Source organism: Oceanitalea stevensii, assembly GCF_014837105.1.
GTDB lineage: Bacteria > Actinomycetota > Actinomycetes > Actinomycetales > Actinomycetaceae > Oceanitalea > Oceanitalea stevensii.
In genome coordinates, this window is sequence record NZ_JACSPO010000001.1 from 1,283,098 (window position 1) to 1,300,103 (window position 17,006).

17 protein-coding genes are annotated in these 17,006 nt (G+C 74.0%); 4 read left to right on the forward strand and 13 right to left on the reverse strand.

The features are described 5' to 3' along the window. The 10 genes from H9624_RS06005 to H9624_RS06050 all read right to left on the reverse strand — a co-directional run. The coding region (locus tag H9624_RS06005; RefSeq protein ID WP_251838920.1) for a hypothetical protein at window positions 1-585 on the reverse strand (585 nt) is incomplete at its 3' end. A 71-nt stretch (window positions 586-656) separates the two neighbouring features. After that, a complete protein-coding gene (locus H9624_RS06010) occupies window positions 657-1,061 on the reverse strand; it encodes a heat shock protein transcriptional repressor HspR (RefSeq protein ID WP_251838921.1) in 405 nt (134 codons plus the stop codon). 19 nt (window positions 1,062-1,080) lie between these two features. Continuing rightward, window positions 1,081-2,073 (reverse strand): DnaJ C-terminal domain-containing protein, encoded by a 993-nt coding sequence (locus tag H9624_RS06015; protein WP_251838922.1) that lies wholly within the window; start codon window positions 2,071-2,073, stop codon window positions 1,081-1,083. 78 nt (window positions 2,074-2,151) lie between these two features. Next, complete coding sequence (locus H9624_RS06020; protein ID WP_251838923.1) at window positions 2,152-2,772, reverse strand: nucleotide exchange factor GrpE; 621 nt, start codon at window positions 2,770-2,772, stop codon at window positions 2,152-2,154. Then, on the reverse strand, window positions 2,769-4,622 hold the full coding sequence (gene dnaK / locus H9624_RS06025; protein ID WP_251838924.1) for a molecular chaperone DnaK: 1,854 nt from the start codon (window positions 4,620-4,622) through the stop codon (window positions 2,769-2,771). The genes H9624_RS06020 and dnaK overlap by 4 nt, the downstream gene beginning before the upstream one ends. Before the next feature lie 158 nt (window positions 4,623-4,780). Next, a complete protein-coding gene (locus H9624_RS06030; RefSeq protein ID WP_251838925.1) occupies window positions 4,781-5,455 on the reverse strand; it encodes a response regulator in 675 nt (224 codons plus the stop codon). Then, window positions 5,452-6,795 (reverse strand): sensor histidine kinase, encoded by a 1,344-nt coding sequence (locus H9624_RS16850; RefSeq protein WP_251838926.1) that lies wholly within the window; start codon window positions 6,793-6,795, stop codon window positions 5,452-5,454. Before H9624_RS16850 ends, H9624_RS06030 begins: the two co-directional genes overlap by 4 nt. A gap of 40 nt (window positions 6,796-6,835) precedes the next feature. Next, window positions 6,836-7,675 (reverse strand): hypothetical protein, encoded by an 840-nt coding sequence (locus H9624_RS06040; RefSeq protein ID WP_251838927.1) that lies wholly within the window; start codon window positions 7,673-7,675, stop codon window positions 6,836-6,838. Continuing rightward, entirely contained in the window at window positions 7,668-8,489 is an 822-nt protein-coding gene (locus H9624_RS06045) for a hypothetical protein (RefSeq protein ID WP_251838928.1), read from the reverse strand. The genes H9624_RS06040 and H9624_RS06045 overlap by 8 nt, the downstream gene beginning before the upstream one ends. Continuing rightward, the gene (locus tag H9624_RS06050) at window positions 8,486-9,400 is read right to left on the reverse strand and encodes an ATP-binding cassette domain-containing protein (RefSeq protein ID WP_251838929.1); all 915 of its coding nucleotides are present in this window, start codon (window positions 9,398-9,400) and stop codon (window positions 8,486-8,488) included. Before H9624_RS06050 ends, H9624_RS06045 begins: the two co-directional genes overlap by 4 nt. A gap of 190 nt (window positions 9,401-9,590) precedes the next feature. Between H9624_RS06050 and H9624_RS06055 the strand changes: the two genes are divergently transcribed. The 3 genes from H9624_RS06055 (at window position 9,591) to H9624_RS06065 (ending at window position 13,407) form a co-directional block, all read left to right on the forward strand. After that, window positions 9,591-10,472 (forward strand): hypothetical protein, encoded by an 882-nt coding sequence (locus H9624_RS06055; protein WP_251838930.1) that lies wholly within the window; start codon window positions 9,591-9,593, stop codon window positions 10,470-10,472. A gap of 134 nt (window positions 10,473-10,606) precedes the next feature. Continuing rightward, window positions 10,607-11,905, forward strand: a complete 1,299-nt coding sequence (locus H9624_RS06060) for an alkaline phosphatase (RefSeq protein WP_504740234.1) — start codon at window positions 10,607-10,609, stop codon at window positions 11,903-11,905. 107 nt (window positions 11,906-12,012) lie between these two features. Further along, window positions 12,013-13,407, forward strand: a complete 1,395-nt coding sequence (locus H9624_RS06065; RefSeq protein ID WP_251838932.1) for an APC family permease — start codon at window positions 12,013-12,015, stop codon at window positions 13,405-13,407. A 4-nt stretch (window positions 13,408-13,411) separates the two neighbouring features. Here H9624_RS06065 and H9624_RS06070 read toward each other — a convergent pair whose 3' ends face one another. Together H9624_RS06070 and H9624_RS06075 are read right to left on the reverse strand one after the other, a co-directional pair. Next, a complete protein-coding gene (locus H9624_RS06070; RefSeq protein ID WP_251838933.1) occupies window positions 13,412-13,852 on the reverse strand; it encodes an NUDIX hydrolase in 441 nt (146 codons plus the stop codon). Between the two features lie 23 nt (window positions 13,853-13,875). Further along, a complete protein-coding gene (locus H9624_RS06075; protein WP_251838934.1) occupies window positions 13,876-15,489 on the reverse strand; it encodes a DHA2 family efflux MFS transporter permease subunit in 1,614 nt (537 codons plus the stop codon). A 124-nt stretch (window positions 15,490-15,613) separates the two neighbouring features. Here H9624_RS06075 and H9624_RS06080 point away from each other — a divergent pair, with 124 nt between their 5' ends. Then, window positions 15,614-16,360, forward strand: a complete 747-nt coding sequence (locus tag H9624_RS06080) for a DinB family protein (RefSeq protein ID WP_251838935.1) — start codon at window positions 15,614-15,616, stop codon at window positions 16,358-16,360. Here the strand turns inward: H9624_RS06080 and H9624_RS06085 are convergent, their stop codons facing one another. Continuing rightward, the gene (locus H9624_RS06085; protein WP_251838936.1) at window positions 16,361-16,855 is read right to left on the reverse strand and encodes a GrpB family protein; all 495 of its coding nucleotides are present in this window, start codon (window positions 16,853-16,855) and stop codon (window positions 16,361-16,363) included. Between the last annotated feature and the right edge of the window lie 151 nt (window positions 16,856-17,006).

The following is a 17,006-nucleotide window of genomic DNA, read 5'->3' on the forward strand; positions in this document are numbered from 1 at the left end:
CCCCCCCCCCCCCCCCCGCGGGGCCGCGCCGAGCGCCGCGCGGACGGCGGACGCCCGGTAGTGGGGCGGCTCCTCCTCGGCCCCGGTGAGGTGGTGCGAGCGGTTCGCCGAGGTGATGTGGAGGTGGTCGGTGGCGCACAGCCGCAGGCTGCCCGCGAGGAACCTGTTGGACGGGCACCGGTAGCCGGGCACGATCACCTGGACCCACCGGCCGGCGTCGTCACCGGCGGTGAGGTGCTCGGGGAGGTGGGCGGCGGCGGGGGCCCGGAACCCCAGGGGGCCCAGGCAGAGCAGCTCGTCGACCGCGCCGAGGACGTCGTCCGCACGCAGGCCGCCGGGCAGGCGCGTGAGGTCGACGAGGCCGGTGAGGCGAGCGGGCGTCGTCGTCACGCTCCCCACCTGTCCCGGCCGGCGGCCCTTGAAGGCGTTCGCGGCGCGGACCGTCGGCTCGTCGCCGCGCGTGGTGAGCGCGTAGAGGTTGGCGAACGCGTGGACGACGAAGGCGCCGGACGCGAGCGCACGGGCGGCGCTCTCGACGTCGTCGGCGTCGCCGATCCGCAGGCGTGCCACTGTCCCACCGGTCATGGCGCCCTCCCGAGCCCCTCGGGCCCAGTGTCCTCCCGGCAGGCCGCCCTGACCAGGTCCGGGGCGGCGGCTCAGCCGCGGTAGGGCGGGCGCCAGATGACGAGGGCGCCGCCGGAGCGGCGCGGGCGCCGGCCCGGCGCGAGCTCGCTCACCTCACCGGACGGGTCGGCGGCGAACACGCGGGCCGTCGTGAAGGCGCGCAGCCGCCGGAGCTCGTCCCGGGTCCGGGCGAGCTCGCGCTCGAGCTCGATGATCCGGCGGATCCCGGCGAGGTTGATCCCCTCGTCCTGGGAGAGGCGCTGGACCTCGCGCAGCGAGTCGACGTCCCGCCGCGAGTAACGCCGTCCGCGCCCGCGGGCGCGCTGGGGGGTGACGATGCCGAGGCGGTCGTACTGGCGCAGCGTCTGCGGGTGCATCCCCGCGAGCTCGGCGGCCACGGAGATGACGTAGAGGGGTGCGTCGTCGTCGATGTCCATCACGTCCTCCTCACGTGGGTCAGCGTGCCGCGCGGGCCCTGAGGTCGGCGCGCGGGTCCTCGCCGCTGGTGGCGGCCGCGAAGGCCTCGACGGCCTTGCGGGCGTCCGCCGGCAGGTGGGTGGGGACGGCCACCTGGACGGTGACGAGCAGGTCACCGGTCCCCTTGGGGGTGTCGATGCCGCGGCCCTTGACCCGCAGCGTGCGTCCCGACGGCGTTCCGGCGGGCACCTTGAGCCGCACCGTCTCCCCGGAGAGGGTGGGCACGTCGATGGTCGCGCCGAGTGCGGCCTCGGCGAAGGTCACCGGCACGGTGACCTTGAGGTTGAGGCCGTCCATGGTGAAGACGGGGTGCGGCTCGACGTGGACGGTGACGACCATGTCGCCGGGCTCACCGCCGCCGCGGCCGGCCTGCCCCTTGCCGCGCAGGCGGATCTTCTGGCCGTCGCTGACACCGGCGGGGATCCGCACGTTCATCGAGCGGCCGTTGGTGGTGAGCTGGACCGTGGAACCCTCGACCGCGTTGCGGAAGGGCAGGGTCGCGCTCGTCGTGATGTCCCCGCCGCGCTGCGTCGTGCGGCGCGAGCCGAAGCCCCCGCCACCGCCTCCGCCGCCGGAGAACATGTCCTGGAGGATGTCTTCGAAGCCGCCGCCCCCGGTGGAGAAGCGGGTGCGGCCACCACCGCTGCCCCCACCGCCGAACATCCCGCCGAAGAGGTCCTCGAAGCCGGCTGCGCCGGAGGGTCCGCCGGTGCCGGCGGAGAAGCGCGCGCCGCCCCCGGCCATCGCGCGGATCGCGTCGTACTGCTTGCGCTGCTCGGGGTCGGAGAGGACCGAGTAGGCCTCGCCGACCTCCTTGAAGCGCCCCTCGGCGGAGGCGTCACCGGGGTTGCGGTCGGGGTGGAGGTCCCGGGCGAGCTTGCGGTACGCCTTCTTGATCGTCGCGTCGTCGGCGTCCTTGGAGACGCCGAGCGTCTTGTAGAAGTCCTTCTCGATCCAGTCCTGGCCGGTCACCGGGCCTCACCTCCTCGTCGTCGTGTCGTGGGGCGGTGCCGGCCGCGCGCGGGGCGCGGCCGGCACCGTGCGTACCTGCTACTCGGGGCTGGTCACGGCCACGCGCGCGGCGCGCAGCACCTTCTCGCCCATCCGGTAGCCGGGCTGCATGACCTGGGCGATCGTCGTGGACGTCGCCTCCGGGTCCGGCGTGCTCATGAGCGCGTCGTGCAGCTCGGGGTCGAACTCCTCTGCGGGGGCGCCGAAGCGCTCGACACCGAAGCGCTGCGCCAGCGTGGACTCGAGCTTCTCGGCGGTCGCGCCCAGCGGCCCGGTGAGGTCGCCGTGCTGACGCGCCAGCTCGATCTCGTCGAGGACGCCGAGGAGCGCCTCGACCACCTCCGCCTGCCCCGCGGCGCGCTGCTCGGAGGCAGCGGCCTTGGAGCGCCGCACGTAGCCGTTGTACTCCTGCTGGAGGTTGTACAGGTCGGCGTTGCGGCGGGCGAGCTGGTCGCTGAGGTCGGCGGCCTCCGCCTTGGCTGCGGCGAGGGCGCCGTCCTGCGGCTGCTCGGGCTGCTCGGCGGGCGCCTCGTCCGGCGCGTCCGGGGCGGGCTCGCGCACCTTCCCGGTCTCCGGGTCGATGCGGCGCTTGTCGCGCACGACGGGCTTGACCTCGCCGCCCTCGGGCGGGCCCTGGGCCTGGGGGTTCTCCTCGGTCACTTGTTCTCGTCCTCGTCCACGATCTCGGCGTCGACGACGTCCTCGTCCGTGCCGGAGGGCGCCTCACCGGCGGCGGGAGCGTCCTGCGGGGCGCTCTGCTGCTGGGCGTAGAGGGCCTCGCCGATCTTCTGCGAGACGGTCGTCAGCGCCTGCTGCTTGGCGGTGATCTCGGCGACGTCGTCGCCCTCGAGCGCCTTCTTGAGGTCGTCGACGGCGGAGCGGACCTCGCTGGAGACGTCCTCGGGGAGCTTGTCCGCGTTGTCCGTCAGGAGCTTCTCGGTCGAGTAGACGAGCTGCTCGGCGGTGTTGCGGGCCTCGGCCTCCTCGCGGCGCTGCTTGTCCTCGGCGGCGTGCGCCTCGGCCTCCTTGACCATGCGGTCGATCTCGTCCTTGGGCAGGGCCGAGCCGCCGGTGATGGTCATCGACTGCTCCTGGCCCGTGCCGCGGTCCTTGGCGGACACGTGGACGATGCCGTTGGCGTCGATGTCGAAGGTGACCTCGATCTGCGGCATGCCGCGGGGCGCCGGGGCGATCCCGGTGAGCTCGAAGGTGCCCAGCGGCTTGTTGTCCCGGGCGAACTCGCGCTCACCCTGGAAGACCTGGATGAGGACGCTGGGCTGGTTGTCCTCGGCGGTGGAGAACACCTCCGAGCGCTTGGTCGGGATGGCGGTGTTGCGCTCGATGAGCTTGGTCATCACCCCGCCCTTGGTCTCGATGCCGAGGGACAGCGGCGTGACGTCGATGAGGAGGATGTCCTTGCGGTCACCCTGGATGACGCCGGCCTGGAGGGCCGCGCCGACGGCGACGACCTCGTCCGGGTTGACGCCCTTGTTGGGCTCCTTGCCGCCGGTCAGCTCCTTGACGAGGTCCGTGACGGCGGGCATACGGGTGGAGCCACCGACGAGGACGACGTGGTCGATGTCCGCGACCTTGATCCCGGCGTCGTTGATGACGGCCTGGAAGGGGGCCTTGGTGCGGTCGAGGAGGTCCTTGGTCATCTCCTGGAACTGGGCCCGGGTGAGCTTCTCGTCCAGGTGGATGGGGCCGTTCTCGCTCATCGACAGGTACTGCAGCGAGATGTTGGTGCTCGTCGTCGAGGAGAGCTCCTTCTTGGCCTGCTCGGCCGCCTCGCGCAGACGCTGGAGGGCGATCTTGTCCTTGGACAGGTCGATGCCGTCCTTGTTCTTCACCTGGGTGACGAGCCAGTCGACGACCCGCTGGTCCCAGTCGTCACCACCGAGGCGGTTGTCACCGTTCGTGGCGCGCACCTGGATGGTGGAGAAGTCGTCGTCGTCCTTGCCGATCTCCAGGAGGGAGACGTCGAAGGTGCCGCCACCGAGGTCGAAGACGAGGATGAGCTCGTCCTCCTTGCCGCGCTCGAGGCCGTAGGCCAGGGCGGCGGCGGTGGGCTCGTTGACGATGCGGGTGACGTTGAGGCCGGCGATCTGGCCGGCGTCCTTCGTCGCCTGACGCTCGGCGTCGTTGAAGTAGGCGGGGACCGTGATGACCGCGTCGGTCACCGTCTCGCCCAGGTACTGCTCGGCGTCGCGCTTGAGCTTGCCGAGGACGCGCGCGGAGATCTCCTGCGCGGTGTAGTTCTTGTCGTCGATCGAGGTGGTCCAGTCGGTGCCCATGTGACGCTTGACCGAGGTGATGGTCCGGTCGACGTTGGTCACCGCCTGACGCTTGGCGACCTCACCGACGAGCACCTCGCCGGACTTGCTGAAGGCGACCACCGACGGCGTCGTGCGAGCACCCTCGGCGTTCGCGATGACGGTGGGCTCGCCACCCTCGAGGACGGACACCACGGAGTTGGTGGTGCCCAGGTCGATTCCGACCGCTCGTGCCATGTGTCGTTCTCCTGTCCTAGTGCGCGGGTCGGGAGGTTCCGGCCCTTGAGTCGTCCACACTCAAGTCTGCGCGTCCTCGCCGTCATGTCAACTCGGCGGGTGCGAACTTGAGTCTATGTGGCTCAACCTCACAGGTTCAGGATTCATTCCCGACGGTGTCACGCACCGGCGCGGACCAGTCCGCTCTCGTAGGCGAAGACCACCAGCTGCACCCGGTCGCGCAGCGCGAGCTTGGCGAGCAGGTTGCCGGTGTGGGTCTTGACCGTCGTCGTGGACAGGTGGAGAGCCTCGGCGATCTCGAGGTTGGACAGCCCCGTGGCCACGAGACGCAGCACCTCCAGCTCCCGGGGCGTCAACGCCTCCAGCCGCGGGTCGCCCCGCCCGGACGCCTCCTCCTCGGGACGCAGCGGCAGCTGGCCCGAGAACCGCTCGAGGAGGAGCTGGGTGATCCGCGGCGCGACGACGGCGTCGCCGGAGGCGACCGCCCGGACCGCGCGGACGAGCTCGGCGGGCTCGGCGTTCTTGAGGAGGAAGCCGCTGGCACCCGCGCGCAGCGCCCCGAAGGCGTACTCGTCGAGGTCGAAGGTCGTGAGCACGAGCACCCGCGTCCCGGGGTGGGCGGCGACGATGCGGCGCGTGGCCTCGATCCCGTCACCCCCGGGCATCCGCACGTCCATGAGGACGACGTCGGGGGCGAGCGAGGCGACCTGCCGGACGGCGACGACGCCGTCCGCGGCCTCACCGACGACCGTGAGGTCCGGCTCGGCCTCGAGCACCATGCGGAAGCCCTTGCGGAGCAGGGCGTGGTCGTCGACGAGCAGGATCGTCGTCATCGCTGCCTCCCGTCCACCGGCAGGGTGACGGCCACCCGCCAGCCGCCACCGGGTCGCGGCCCGGCCTCGGCCCGTCCGCCGAGGATCGCCGCCCGCTCCCGGACGCCGACCAGGCCGCGCCCGCTCCCCTGCGTCGGCACCTCGGGCGCCCCGCCGCGCGGGCCGTCGTCGAGCACCTCGATCTCCACCGCGTCGGCCGTGCGGAGGACCGTGAGCACCACCCGCGGCGTCCCCGGGGCGTGCCGCAGGGCGTTGGTGAGCGCCTCACCGACGATCCGGCGCACCGCGAGGGCGACCGGGCCGGTGACGTGGACGTCGAGGCCGGTGGCCGTCACCGGCAGGCCGGCCGCGCGGAACCGGTCGACCACGGCGGCGAGGTCGGCCGTCTCGTCGCCGGGGTCCGGTGCGGCCTCCTCCAGCGCGGCGAGCACCCGCCTCATGTCGGCGAGGGCGCTGCGGCCGGTCGCGGAGACCTCCCGCATCGCCTCCTGCGCCTGGTCCGGCGACCGGGACGCGACGGCGCCGGCGCCGTCGGCCAGGGCCACCATGACCGAGATGCTGTGGGCGACGACGTCGTGGACCTCGCGGGCGATCGTGGTGCGCTCGGCGCTGCGGGCCATGAGGAGGTCCTGCCGGTGCTCGCGCACCTGCGCCTCCTCCTGGGCCCGCGCCGCGGCCTCGCGCTGACGTCTGCTCCGCACGTTGAGACCGGCCACGACGGCGGTGACCAGCAGCAGGGCGCAGAGGGTGGCCTCGAAGACGCGCGTGTCCTGGCCCGCGAGGAACGCCCGGCCCATGCCGCTCCACTCCTCCTCGGTGAGCGGGCCCGGGGGGAAGTCCGGTGCGCCGCGGGTCAGCGAGGACAGGCCGATGACGACGCCCCACAGGTCCACGCTGAGCCCGAACAGCGTGGCGCCGCTGACCGCGACGACGGCGCCGAGGACGGCCGGCCACGTCCGCACGGGCGGCCAGGTCGCGGCGAGCGCGTAGACGGCCAGCGCCGTGCCGAGCACCGTGGCGCCCGCGGCCCCCACGACCGCCAGGCTGAGCACCGCGAGCGCCGCCGTCCACAGCACGGCCCGGACCGGGTGCCGCCGTCGCCGACGCAGGGCCGGCACCCCGAGCAGCCCGGCGACCGCCGTCGTCGCGGCGACGGTCAGCGCGCCCTGGGAGCCGGGCGGGTGGGAGAACCAGATGACGCTGGGGAGCAGGTACACGACGGTCGCCAGCAGGACCGCCGCGAGGTAGCCCGTCCAGACGACCCGGTCCGCGAGGTCCGGGCGCTGGGCGAGGGTCTGTCGCACCCGCTCGACCCACGCCCGGGCCCGGTCGACTGTCACGCCCCGAGTGTGCCAGCCCGCCTCCCCGCCCCGCGCCGCCTCAGACATCGCTGCGACGCAGCCGGACCGCGGCGGCGGAGAGGAGCACGAGCGCCCACGCGGCCATGACGCCGAGGCCCGCCCACGGGGTGAGCGCCACGCCGGCCTCGGCGGCCTGGGCGGCGGCACCGGCGTCCGGGGCCACGACGAGCCGGCCGGCCCACCCGGGGAGGGCCGCCACGAGCCACGGGGTCCCGACGAGCGGCGCGAGCCGCTCGAGGAGGAAGACGAGCCCCACCCCGGCCACCAGCCCGGCGGCGGGTGTGCGCGCGAGGGTGCCGAGGGCGACGCCGAGGAGTGCGACCGCGACGACGTAGAGCACCAGGCCGCCGAGGATGCGCTGCGTCTGCGGGTCCGTGGCATCGAGGCCCATCGCGACGTCGGCGCGGAACGGCAGGACCGCCAGGAACGTGACGACCAGCGCGGCGACGGCCACCAGTGCTGCGAGGCCCGCGGCGACGAGTGCCTGGGCGGCGAGCACGGGCAGCCGGCGCGGGACGGCGAGGAAGGTCGAGCGCGCCGCGCCGCCGGGGTACTCCGCGGCGCTGACGAGGACGCCGAGGACGAGCACCGGGAGCTGGGTGGCGACGAGGCCGAGGGTGAGGAGGCCGAGCAGGGCCGGCGGCTCGGCCCCGTAGCGCGCGTTGTACGCGACGGTGCACGCGACCGCCGCGTGGACGAGGACCGCCACGAGGGCGCCCCACCGGGTGGAGGGGAGTGTCAGGGCCTTGCCCAGCTCGGCCCGCAGCACCCGCGGGAAGGAGACCCCGGGCCGGGCGGGCAGGCCCACGGGGGTGGGCGCCGTCCACGTGACCGGGCCCGGCGCCGCCCGCTCAGACATCGCGCGCCCGCACCGCGACGACGGCCCCGAGCACCGCGAGGACCGCCCACGCCCCGGTGACGGCGACGCTCCCCCAGGGACCGACCGGCAGCTGGCCGATGTCGCGGAGGAGGTCGACGAACCCGTCGGTCGAGGAGACGAGCGACGCCGCGTGGCCGGGCAGCAGGCTGCCGACCCGCGCGAGGCCGTCGGGCGCGGCGATCATCGCGATGTCCAGGATGAAGACGACGAAGGCGACGGCGACGGCGCTCACGCTCCGTCGCAGGAGCATCCCCAGGCCGAAGCAGAACACGGTCGCGGCGACGAGGTAGACCCCGGTACCGACCCACATCCGCGTCGTCTCCGCGGTGAGGGCGGTCGACAGCCCCGCGCCGAGCGGGGTCGCGAGGACGGCCGCGGCGGACAGGCCGAGGGTCGCGGCCGCGGTCAGGGCGGCGATCGCCGCCGTGACGAGGGCCTTGGCGACGACGACCGGCGTGCGGGCCGGGACGGCGACGAAGGTCGGCCCGGCGCTGCGGCTGGACAGCTCCCCGCTGCCGAGCAGCACCCCGAGGAGGAGGATCGGGAACTGCGTCACCACGAGGCTGCTCGTGACGAAGTACGCCACGCTGCCGTAGCCGTCGGGCCCCACCGCGGCATCACTGCCGCCGAGGTAGGACAGCCCGACGGTGAGCAGCACCATGACGGCGACCGTCCAGCGGGTGGAGCGCAGCCCCCAGGCCTTGGACCACTCGGCGGCGAGGACCCGGCCGAAGGTGGCGCCCGGCCGTGCCGGCAGACCGACGGGTGCGGGGAGGTCGGCGACGGCGCTCATCGGGCCGCCTCCGCCCGGTACTGCACGGCACCGGCCGTGAGGCCGAGGTAGGCGTCCTCGAGCGTGCCGGACACCGTGGACAGCTCGAGGAGGGTGACGCCGAGACCGGCCGCGAGCACGCCCACGGCGGCGGCGTCGGTGCCGGCGACCTCGAGCACGCCGTCCTCCTCCAGGGTCACCGGCATCCCCCGGCGTTGGAGCGCGCGGGCCAGCGTGGCCGCGTCGGTCGCGCGCACGCGCACCACCCCGGCGCGGGCCGTCGCGGCCACGAGGGTCTGGAGGTCCTCGTCGGCGAGCAGGCGGCCCTGGCCGATGACGACGACCCGGCTCGCGGTCTCGGCCAGCTCGCTCATGAGGTGCGAGGACAGCAGGACGGTGCGCCCCTCGGCGGCCAGGGACCGCAGCAGGTGGCGGATCCACAGCACGCCGTCGGGGTCGAGGCCGTTGACGGGCTCGTCGAGGATGAGGATGCCGGGGTCCCCGAGCAGGGCGGCGGCGACGCCGAGGCGCTGCCCCATGCCCAGGGAGAAGGTGCCGACGCGGCGGCGGGCCACGGACTCGAGTCCGGCCAGGCCGATGACCTGGTCCACCCGCGCCCGGCCGATCCCGTGGGTCCATGCCAGGCCCATGAGGTGCCCGACGGCCGTCCGGCCCGGGTGGGCGCCCCGCCCGTCGAGCATCGTGCCGACCTCCTGCAGCGGCGCGCGCAGCTCGGCGTACCGCTGCCCGCCCACCGTGGCGGACCCGGACGTCGGCCGCTCGAGCCCGACGACGGCGCGGATCGTCGTCGTCTTCCCGGCACCGTTGGGGCCGAGGAAGCCGGTGACCGTGCCGGGCCGCACGGTGAAGCTCAGGTCGTCCACCGCCGTCGTCGCGCCGTAGCGCTTCGTCAGGTGTGTCACCTCGATCATGGCTCTGCTCCTGTTCCCGCCGAGCGCTGCTGCCGGCGACACCCTCGACGCTAGGAGCGGCGCAGCCGGGGCAGATCGTCCGCGGCGACGAGATCGCGCCGGCAGGTCCCTCCTCCTCGGGGAGGAGGGAGGCGGAAACGGCAGTCCCCGGGGTGGAGCGCGAGCACACTGGGGTCAGGAGGTGGCGCGGGTGCGGCAGACGCGACGACGACGTGCGGCGAGGGGCGCGGCGGTCCTGGCGGGCGGTCTGCTGCTGCTCGGCGCCTGCGGGACGGCCGGCACCGACCCGGCCGGCACCGAGTCGGCTCCGGTGGAGCCGGTCCAGGTAACGGCTGGCGAGGGCTGGCGGCTGCTCGGGGAGGGGCTGACGGGCGAGCCCTACCGGACGGGCGTCGCCACCACCGACGACCAGCTGGACGCGCTGTGGCGGTCGGCCGGCCTGGACGGCAAGCCCCCCGCGGTGGACTGGGAGCGGGAGGTCGCCGTGTGGTTCGGGGCCGTCTACGGCACCGGCTGCCCGGTTCGTCTGGACGGCGTCGTCGTCGTCGAGGACCTTCTCCACGCCGAGCTCACGCTCCCGGGGGAGCCTGCCGCCTGCCCCGACGACGCGAACCCGCACGCCTTCGTCGTCGCCGTGGCTCGCGACGTGCTGCCGGACGGACCGTTCCACGTCCAGCTCGAGGCCAGGGACCCGTACCCCGGAGAGCCGGAGGAACGCACCGTGGTGGACGTCGGCCTCGACTCCCCCGGCAGCACCGTGTCGGACGACGAGGTGCACACCGCTCCGCCAGGACCGCAGGAGCCGCCGCTGGTGGTGGACGGGGACGACCTCCCGGCGGACCGGTCGGTGCGGTACGTCTACCGCGCCGACCCGTCGTGCGACACCCCTGTCCTCGGACCGCTCGACGGCTCGCTGTGGCGACCCGCCGACGGTGAGGCGCCCTGGGACGTCGCCGACGGCACCGAGCTCACGCTGCACCCGCTCGGTGACGGGGCGCGCGAGATGCTCGCCTCCTCCCCGCAGACGGACCAGCTGCTCGTGCGCCTCGACGACGGCCACGGCTGCCCCTGAGGCCCCGCCCGTGGCGCCGGGCGCCGCACCTGCGCGGTGGCCGCGCCGGGCGTACGGTGGCCCCGGAGCCGCCCCGGTCATGACCACAGGGGGCGTGACCGTGAGAGCGGTGCGACTCCGGGGGTGTGGCAATGATGCGTACACGAGGTACGAGAGTGGCCGGCGCGGCACTGGCCCTTGTCCTGGCAGGCGGCGTGGGGGCCGGCTTCCCGGGCTGGGGAGACCGGGGCGGGCCCGACCGCGACGACAAGCACCACGAGCGCGGCCGCGACCGTGACCGCGCGAAGAACGTCATCTTCATCGTCGGGGACGGCATGGGGATCGCCCACCGCGAGCTCATCCGCCTCGCGACCGTCGGCCGCGAGGGCGAGCTGGAGATGAACCAGCTGCGCTACCAGGGCTGGGCGCAGACCGACCCCGCCGACCCGGAGGAGGTCGTCACCGACTCCGCGGCCGGGGCCACCGCCTTCTCCACCGGGGTGCGGTCCTACAACGGCGCCATCGCCGTCGACCTCGACGGCGACCCGGTCCGGACCCTGCTCGAGCGGGCGGAGCGGGCCGGCAAGTCGACCGGTCTGGTCACCACGTCCCAGGTCACCGACGCGACGCCCGCGGCCTTCGGCTCGCACGTGGCCGACCGCGGCAACCAGAGCGAGATTGCCCGCCAGTACCTGGAGGAGACCGGCGTGGAGGTCATCCTCGGCGGTGGGGAGGACTGGTGGTACCCGGCCGGCGACGAGGGCCGCTGGCCCGACAACCCGGAGACGGACCCGACCGAGGCCAGCAAGGGCACCGCCGGGAACCTCGTCGAGCGCGCCGAGGAGCTGCGCTACCGGTACGTCAGCACCGCCGAGGAGCTCGCCGATGCACCCGACCGGGGCAAGCTCCTCGGCCTGTTCGCGAACGAGGAGATGTTCGAGCACGTCGGCCCGGCGGCCCCGCTCTACGAGCCGTCCGTGCCGCTGCACGACATGGCGGACAAGGCCCTGGACATCCTGTCGCGGGACCGTGACGGGTTCTTCCTCGTCATCGAGGAGGAGGGCATCGACGAGATGGCCCACCACGGCCACGGTCAGGAGGTCATCGACTCCGGCCAGGCGCTGGACGAGACCGTCGCCCTGGCGCGGGACTTCGCCGCGCGGCACCGGGACACGCTCATCGTCGTCGTCGGGGACCACGAGACCGGCGGGCTGGCGATCGAGCTCGTCGACGACGGCGACGAGTCCGGGGAGGGCGAGCAGGCCGAGGAGGGGCCGTTCACGCTCGCAGGGACGGACCTCACCTTCATGGTCGACTGGACCACCGGAGGGCACACCGGCGCGGCCACCCCGGCGAGCGCCGAGGGACCCGGCGCCGACGCGATGGTCGGCGTGCGCGACAACACCGACATCCACGACCTCGTGCGCGACGCCATGCGCACCGGTCGCCACTGACGGCCGCCCGGCCCCGCAGCCCCCGGGTTGCGGGGCCTGGCGACGGGGACGACCCTTCCCGCACGAGCCGTCCCGCGGGGACGAGCCGGAGCCCGGAGGGACGTGGGATGAGCACCTCGACGTCGGCCGACACCGAGCCGGACCTCAAGCGGGCCATCGGCCCCAAGCTGCTGCTCCTCTTCATCGTCGGCGACATCCTCGGGACGGGCGTCTACGCCCTCACCGGTGAGGTCGCCGGTGAGGTGGGCGGAGCCGGCTGGGCGGCGATCCTCCTCGCCTTCGCCGTCGCCACCGTCACCGCCTTCTCCTACCTCGAGCTCGTGACGAAGTACCCGCAGGCGGCGGGCGCGGCGCTCTACACGCACAAGGCCTTCGGCGTCCACGTCCTCACCTTCCTCGTCACCTTCGCGGTGCTGAGCTCGGGCCTCACCTCGGCGTCGACGGCCGCGAAGTTCCTCGCGGAGAACGTCATCATCGGATTCGGCCTGGACTGGGGCCCGGGCGCCGTCACGGTGATCGCGTTGGCCTTCATCACCCTGCTCGCCCTCATCAACCTGCGCGGCGCGGCAGAGTCGCTGGCCTTCAACGTCGTCCTCACGCTCGTCGAGCTCACCGGGCTGCTCATCGTCATCCTCATCGGCTTCTGGGCGATGTCGCAGGGGAACGTCGACCTCGGCCGCGCGATGGTCTTCGAGACCAGCGAGGACAAGACCGTCTTCCTCGCCCTGACCTCCGCGACGGCGCTGGCCTTCTTCTCGATGGTGGGCTTCGAGGACTCCGTCAACATGGCCGAGGAGACCAAGGACCCGGTCCGGATCTTCCCGCGGGTCATGCTCACCGGCCTGGGCCTCACGGCGTTCATCTACGTGCTCGTGTCGGTCACCGCCGTCGCGGTCGTGCCCGTCGGTCAGCTCTCGGAGAGCACGACGCCGCTGCTCGAGGTGGTCCGCCGGGGCGCCCCGGACCTTCCCGTCGACACCGTCTACCCGTTCCTGTCGATCTTCGCCGTCGCCAACACCGCGCTCATCAACCTCATGATGGCCAGCCGCCTCATCTACGGGATGGCCCAGCACGAGGTGCTGCCGCCGCTGCTGGGCAGGGTGCTGCCCGGCCGCCGCTCACCGTGGGCGGCGATCGTCTTCACCACGCTCCTCACCTTCGGGCTCGTCTGGGGCGTCACCCAGGTGGCCGGGGAGGGGACCATCACGGCCCTGGGCGGCACGACGGCGCTGCTCCTGCTGGCGGTCTTCACGGTGGTCAACGTCGCGGCGATCGTGCTCCGGCGCCGGCCGGTGGACCGCGAGCACTTCCACGCGCCCCGGGTGCTGCCCTACATCGGGGCGGTCACCTGCGCCTTTCTCGTCGGGCCGTGGGCGCAGGACACGATCGAGTACCAGATCGCCGGCGGGCTCATCGCGATCGGGCTGGTGCTGTGGCTCCTCACCTGGGCCTTCTACCGGCGGGGACGCCCGCCGCTCGAGCCGGGGGCCCTCGGGGACTGACCCGTCAGCGCCGCCCCAGCCGCCGCACCGCGAGCCCGACGATCTCCGCCGTCCGCTCCGGAAGCGGGAACTCGGCGAGCGGCACCCACCGTGCGAAGTCGGTCGTCCCGCCCACCTCGGTGGTGCCGAGCTGCCCGCCGACGACGCGGGCGTGGAAGAGGAAGCGCTGGGACCGGTAGGCGCGGGGGAAGGGCCCGCCGGCCGGCGCGTTGTGGTGGTGGATGGCCAGGAGCGGCCCGAGCTCGACGGCGTAGCCGGTCTCCTCGTACGCCTCGCGCACCACCGCGTCCTCGACGGCCTCGTCGTACTCGACGCCGCCGCCCGGGAGCGACCAGCTCGGCCTCCCGCCGTCGCCGCCGTTGAACCAGGTCAGCAGGATCTCGTCAGCGTCGTTGACGATGACCGCGTAGGCGGCCAGCCGGGTGTCGTACTCGGTGAAGTGCACCCCGCGACCTTACGGCGCCGTCGCTAGGCCGTCTCGTGAGCCGCGGCCGGAGCCGTCTCGGAGGTCGCCGCCGCACGGATGCGCAGGCTCGAGACGAGGCCGACGACGAGCGCGCCCGCCGCGACCCAGCCCGCGATCGCGGCGCCGTCGGTCATGGCGGCCCGCGCGGCGTCGGCGATGAACGCCGTCTCGGGGTCGGCGGCGAGCCGGGCGATGCTCCCGCCGGAGCTCGCGCTCACCGAGTCGACGAGCGGCACGATGCCGGGGTCGGCGGCGACGGCGTCGGCCAGGCGGCTCTCCGTGCCGGTGCGCAGCGTGGTGAAGAAGGCGGTGCCGAGGACGGCGATACCGAGCGCGGACCCGGTCTGCCGGGCGGTGCTCTGGGTGGCCGAGCCCTGCCCGCTGCGCTCGACCGGCACGTCGGCCAGGACGACGCTCGTCAGCTGCGCCGTCGCCAGGCCCACGCCCAGGCCGTAGACGAAGAGGACCGGGGAGGTGAGCCACGCGCTGCTGTCGGGCCGGATGAGCAGCGCGAGGGCGGCGATCGCGGTGATCTCCAGCCCCAGCCCGATCCGGACGACGACGACGGGCGCGAGCCGGCGCGAGAGCCCCGCCACCGCGCCGCTGGCGAGGAAGGACCCCACCGCGAGCGGCACGAGCGCGAGCCCGGCCTCGAAGGCGGTGAAGCCGAGGACGTTCTGGAACCACAGCGGCAGGGAGAGGATGAGCCCGAACTCCCCGAAGCTCACGATGAGGGCCGTGATGTTGCCGTTGGCGAAGGAGGGGATGCGGAAGAGGGACAGGTCGAGGATGACGCCCTTGCCGGCTCGGGCACGGGCGCGCTCCCACTGGAGGAAGGCGAGGAGCGCGACGACGGCCACGGCGAAGGCGAGCGGGACCGGGGACAGGGACCCGAGGGCGAAGGGTGCCCCCTCCGCAGCCGTCCACCACCCGTAGCTGCGTCCCTCGATGAGGCCGAGGACGAGCGCGCCGAAGCCGACGACGGACAGCAGGGCGCCGACGAGGTCGAGCCGCTGGAGCGGTCCGTCGCGCAGCTCGCGGGACTCGGCGACGAAGAGGAGGAGGCCCGCGACGATGAGGATGCCGAAGGGCACGTTGATCCCGAAGGCCCAGCGCCAGCTCGCGTTCTCCGTGAGCCAGCCGCCGGCCAGCGGCCCGAAGGCCGCCATGCCGCCGATGGTCGAGCCCCACACCGCGAAGGCGATGCCGCGCTCGCGGCCGTGGAAGTTGGCGTTGAGGAGGGCGAGCGTCGTCGGCAGGATCATCGAGCCGCCCAGGCCCTGGAGGGCACGGCCGGCGATGAGCAGCGCGCCGCTCGGCGCGAAGGCGCACAGGACGCTCGCGACGACGAAGAGGACCACGCCGGTGAGCATGATCCGGCGTCGGCCGTAGCGGTCCGCCAGACGCCCCCAGGTGAGGAGGAGCGCGGCGAAGAGCAGCGTGTAGATCTCCTGCACCCACTGGATCTCCGTGCTCGAGATCCCGAGGTCCTCGACGATCGCGGGCACGGCGACCGAGACGATCGTCGAGTCCATGATGATGAGGGCGACGCCGAGGCTGATGGCGAGGAGCCCCCACCAGCGGTAGCGCACGAACCTGCTGGTGGGCTCGGGCACGGCGAACTCCTTCAGGCGGACGGTGGGCCGGTGTGAATGTAGACCCGCGTCCCTGCGCGCACCCGCCGGGACGGCGTGGTCCTGGACACTTCCCGCGGACGCGCCCGCGTGCCAGGGTGGGGACGTGGACGGCACCGAGCCCGAGAGCCTGCGCGGACGGACCTTCCGCGCGCGGAGCCTGCGGGAGTCGCGCTTCGTCGGCTGCGACCTGGCCGGCGTCGTCGTGCGCGGCAGCGACGTCGCCGGGATGGAGGTCGACTCGCCGTGGCTGCTCGAGGAGGACGGCACCTTCCTCGTCAACGGCGTCGACGTCGTGCCGCTGGTCGACGCCGAGCTCGACCGCCGCTTCCCTGGGCGCGAGCTGCGCCGGGCCGCGGACCCGGAGGGGCTGCGGCGTGCGTGGGCTGCCCTCGAGGAGTCCTGGGCGGCCACGGTCGCGCGGGCCGGCCGGATGCCCGCCGGCACGGTCGACCGGTCGGTCGACGGCGAGTGGTCCTTCGCCCAGACCCTGCGGCACCTCGTCATGGCCACCGACCTGTGGCTCGGCAGGACGGTCCTCGGGCAGGAGCGGCCCTTCCACCCCGTCGGACTGCCGGACGACGACGACGGCGACGGCACCGCCGCGTTCGACGGCTCGGAGTTCTCCGCCGAGGAGCCCTCGTTCGAGGCGGTCCTCGAGGCGCGCGCCGACCGGCAGGCGCTGGTACGTGCGTACCTGGACGGCGTCACCGCCGAGGAGCTGGCCGCACCGCGGCGGAACCCGCACGCCCCGGAGCACGAGGAGACGGTGCTCTCCTGCCTGCGCACGGTCCTCGAGGAGGAGTGGGAGCACCACCGCTTCGCCGTGCGGGACCTCGACGCGCTGGGCTGACTACGCCCGGCTGAGGAGGTCCGCCACCACCTGCGTCTTGGCCTGCGTGTAGTCGTCCCAGCCGACGGAGTCGCGTGCGGCGGCCTCCTTGACCCGGAGGTAGCGCTGGCGCGCGTCGGCGTCGCGCCGCAGCAGGTCCCGGAACGTCAGCCGTCTCGTCCACGCGCGCCCGCCGTGCTCGACGACGTGGACGACGACGGTCCGCGCGCGCCGGTCCGGTGCGCTGAGCCAGCAGTGGTGGACGAGCGCGCCCTCGAGGTCGAGGCCCGCGTCGCGGAGCAGGTGCGCCACCTCCACCACGTCTGCGGCGTCCACGCCGACGAGGACGTCGACGACGTCCTTGGCCGGCAGGCCCGGAACCGCGGTGGAGCCGATGTGCTCGAGGTGGGCGCCGGGGAGCAGGACCGCGAGGCGGGCCGCCGCCTCGGTGTACCGCAGGCGCCACTCCTCGTGCCGGCTCGGCACCAGCCGCACCGTCTGCTGCTCCGCGTCCACGGTGCCGATGATGGCACGCCCCTCGCCGCCCGGTCCCCGCTGGGCGTCGGGCCACGGGCTGGCCGAGGAGTGAGACGAAGGCGTCCGGCATACCGGACTGTGGGACGGCCCCGGCCGGACCGTTGTCGCCCGTCCGGCCCGCTCCTAGCGT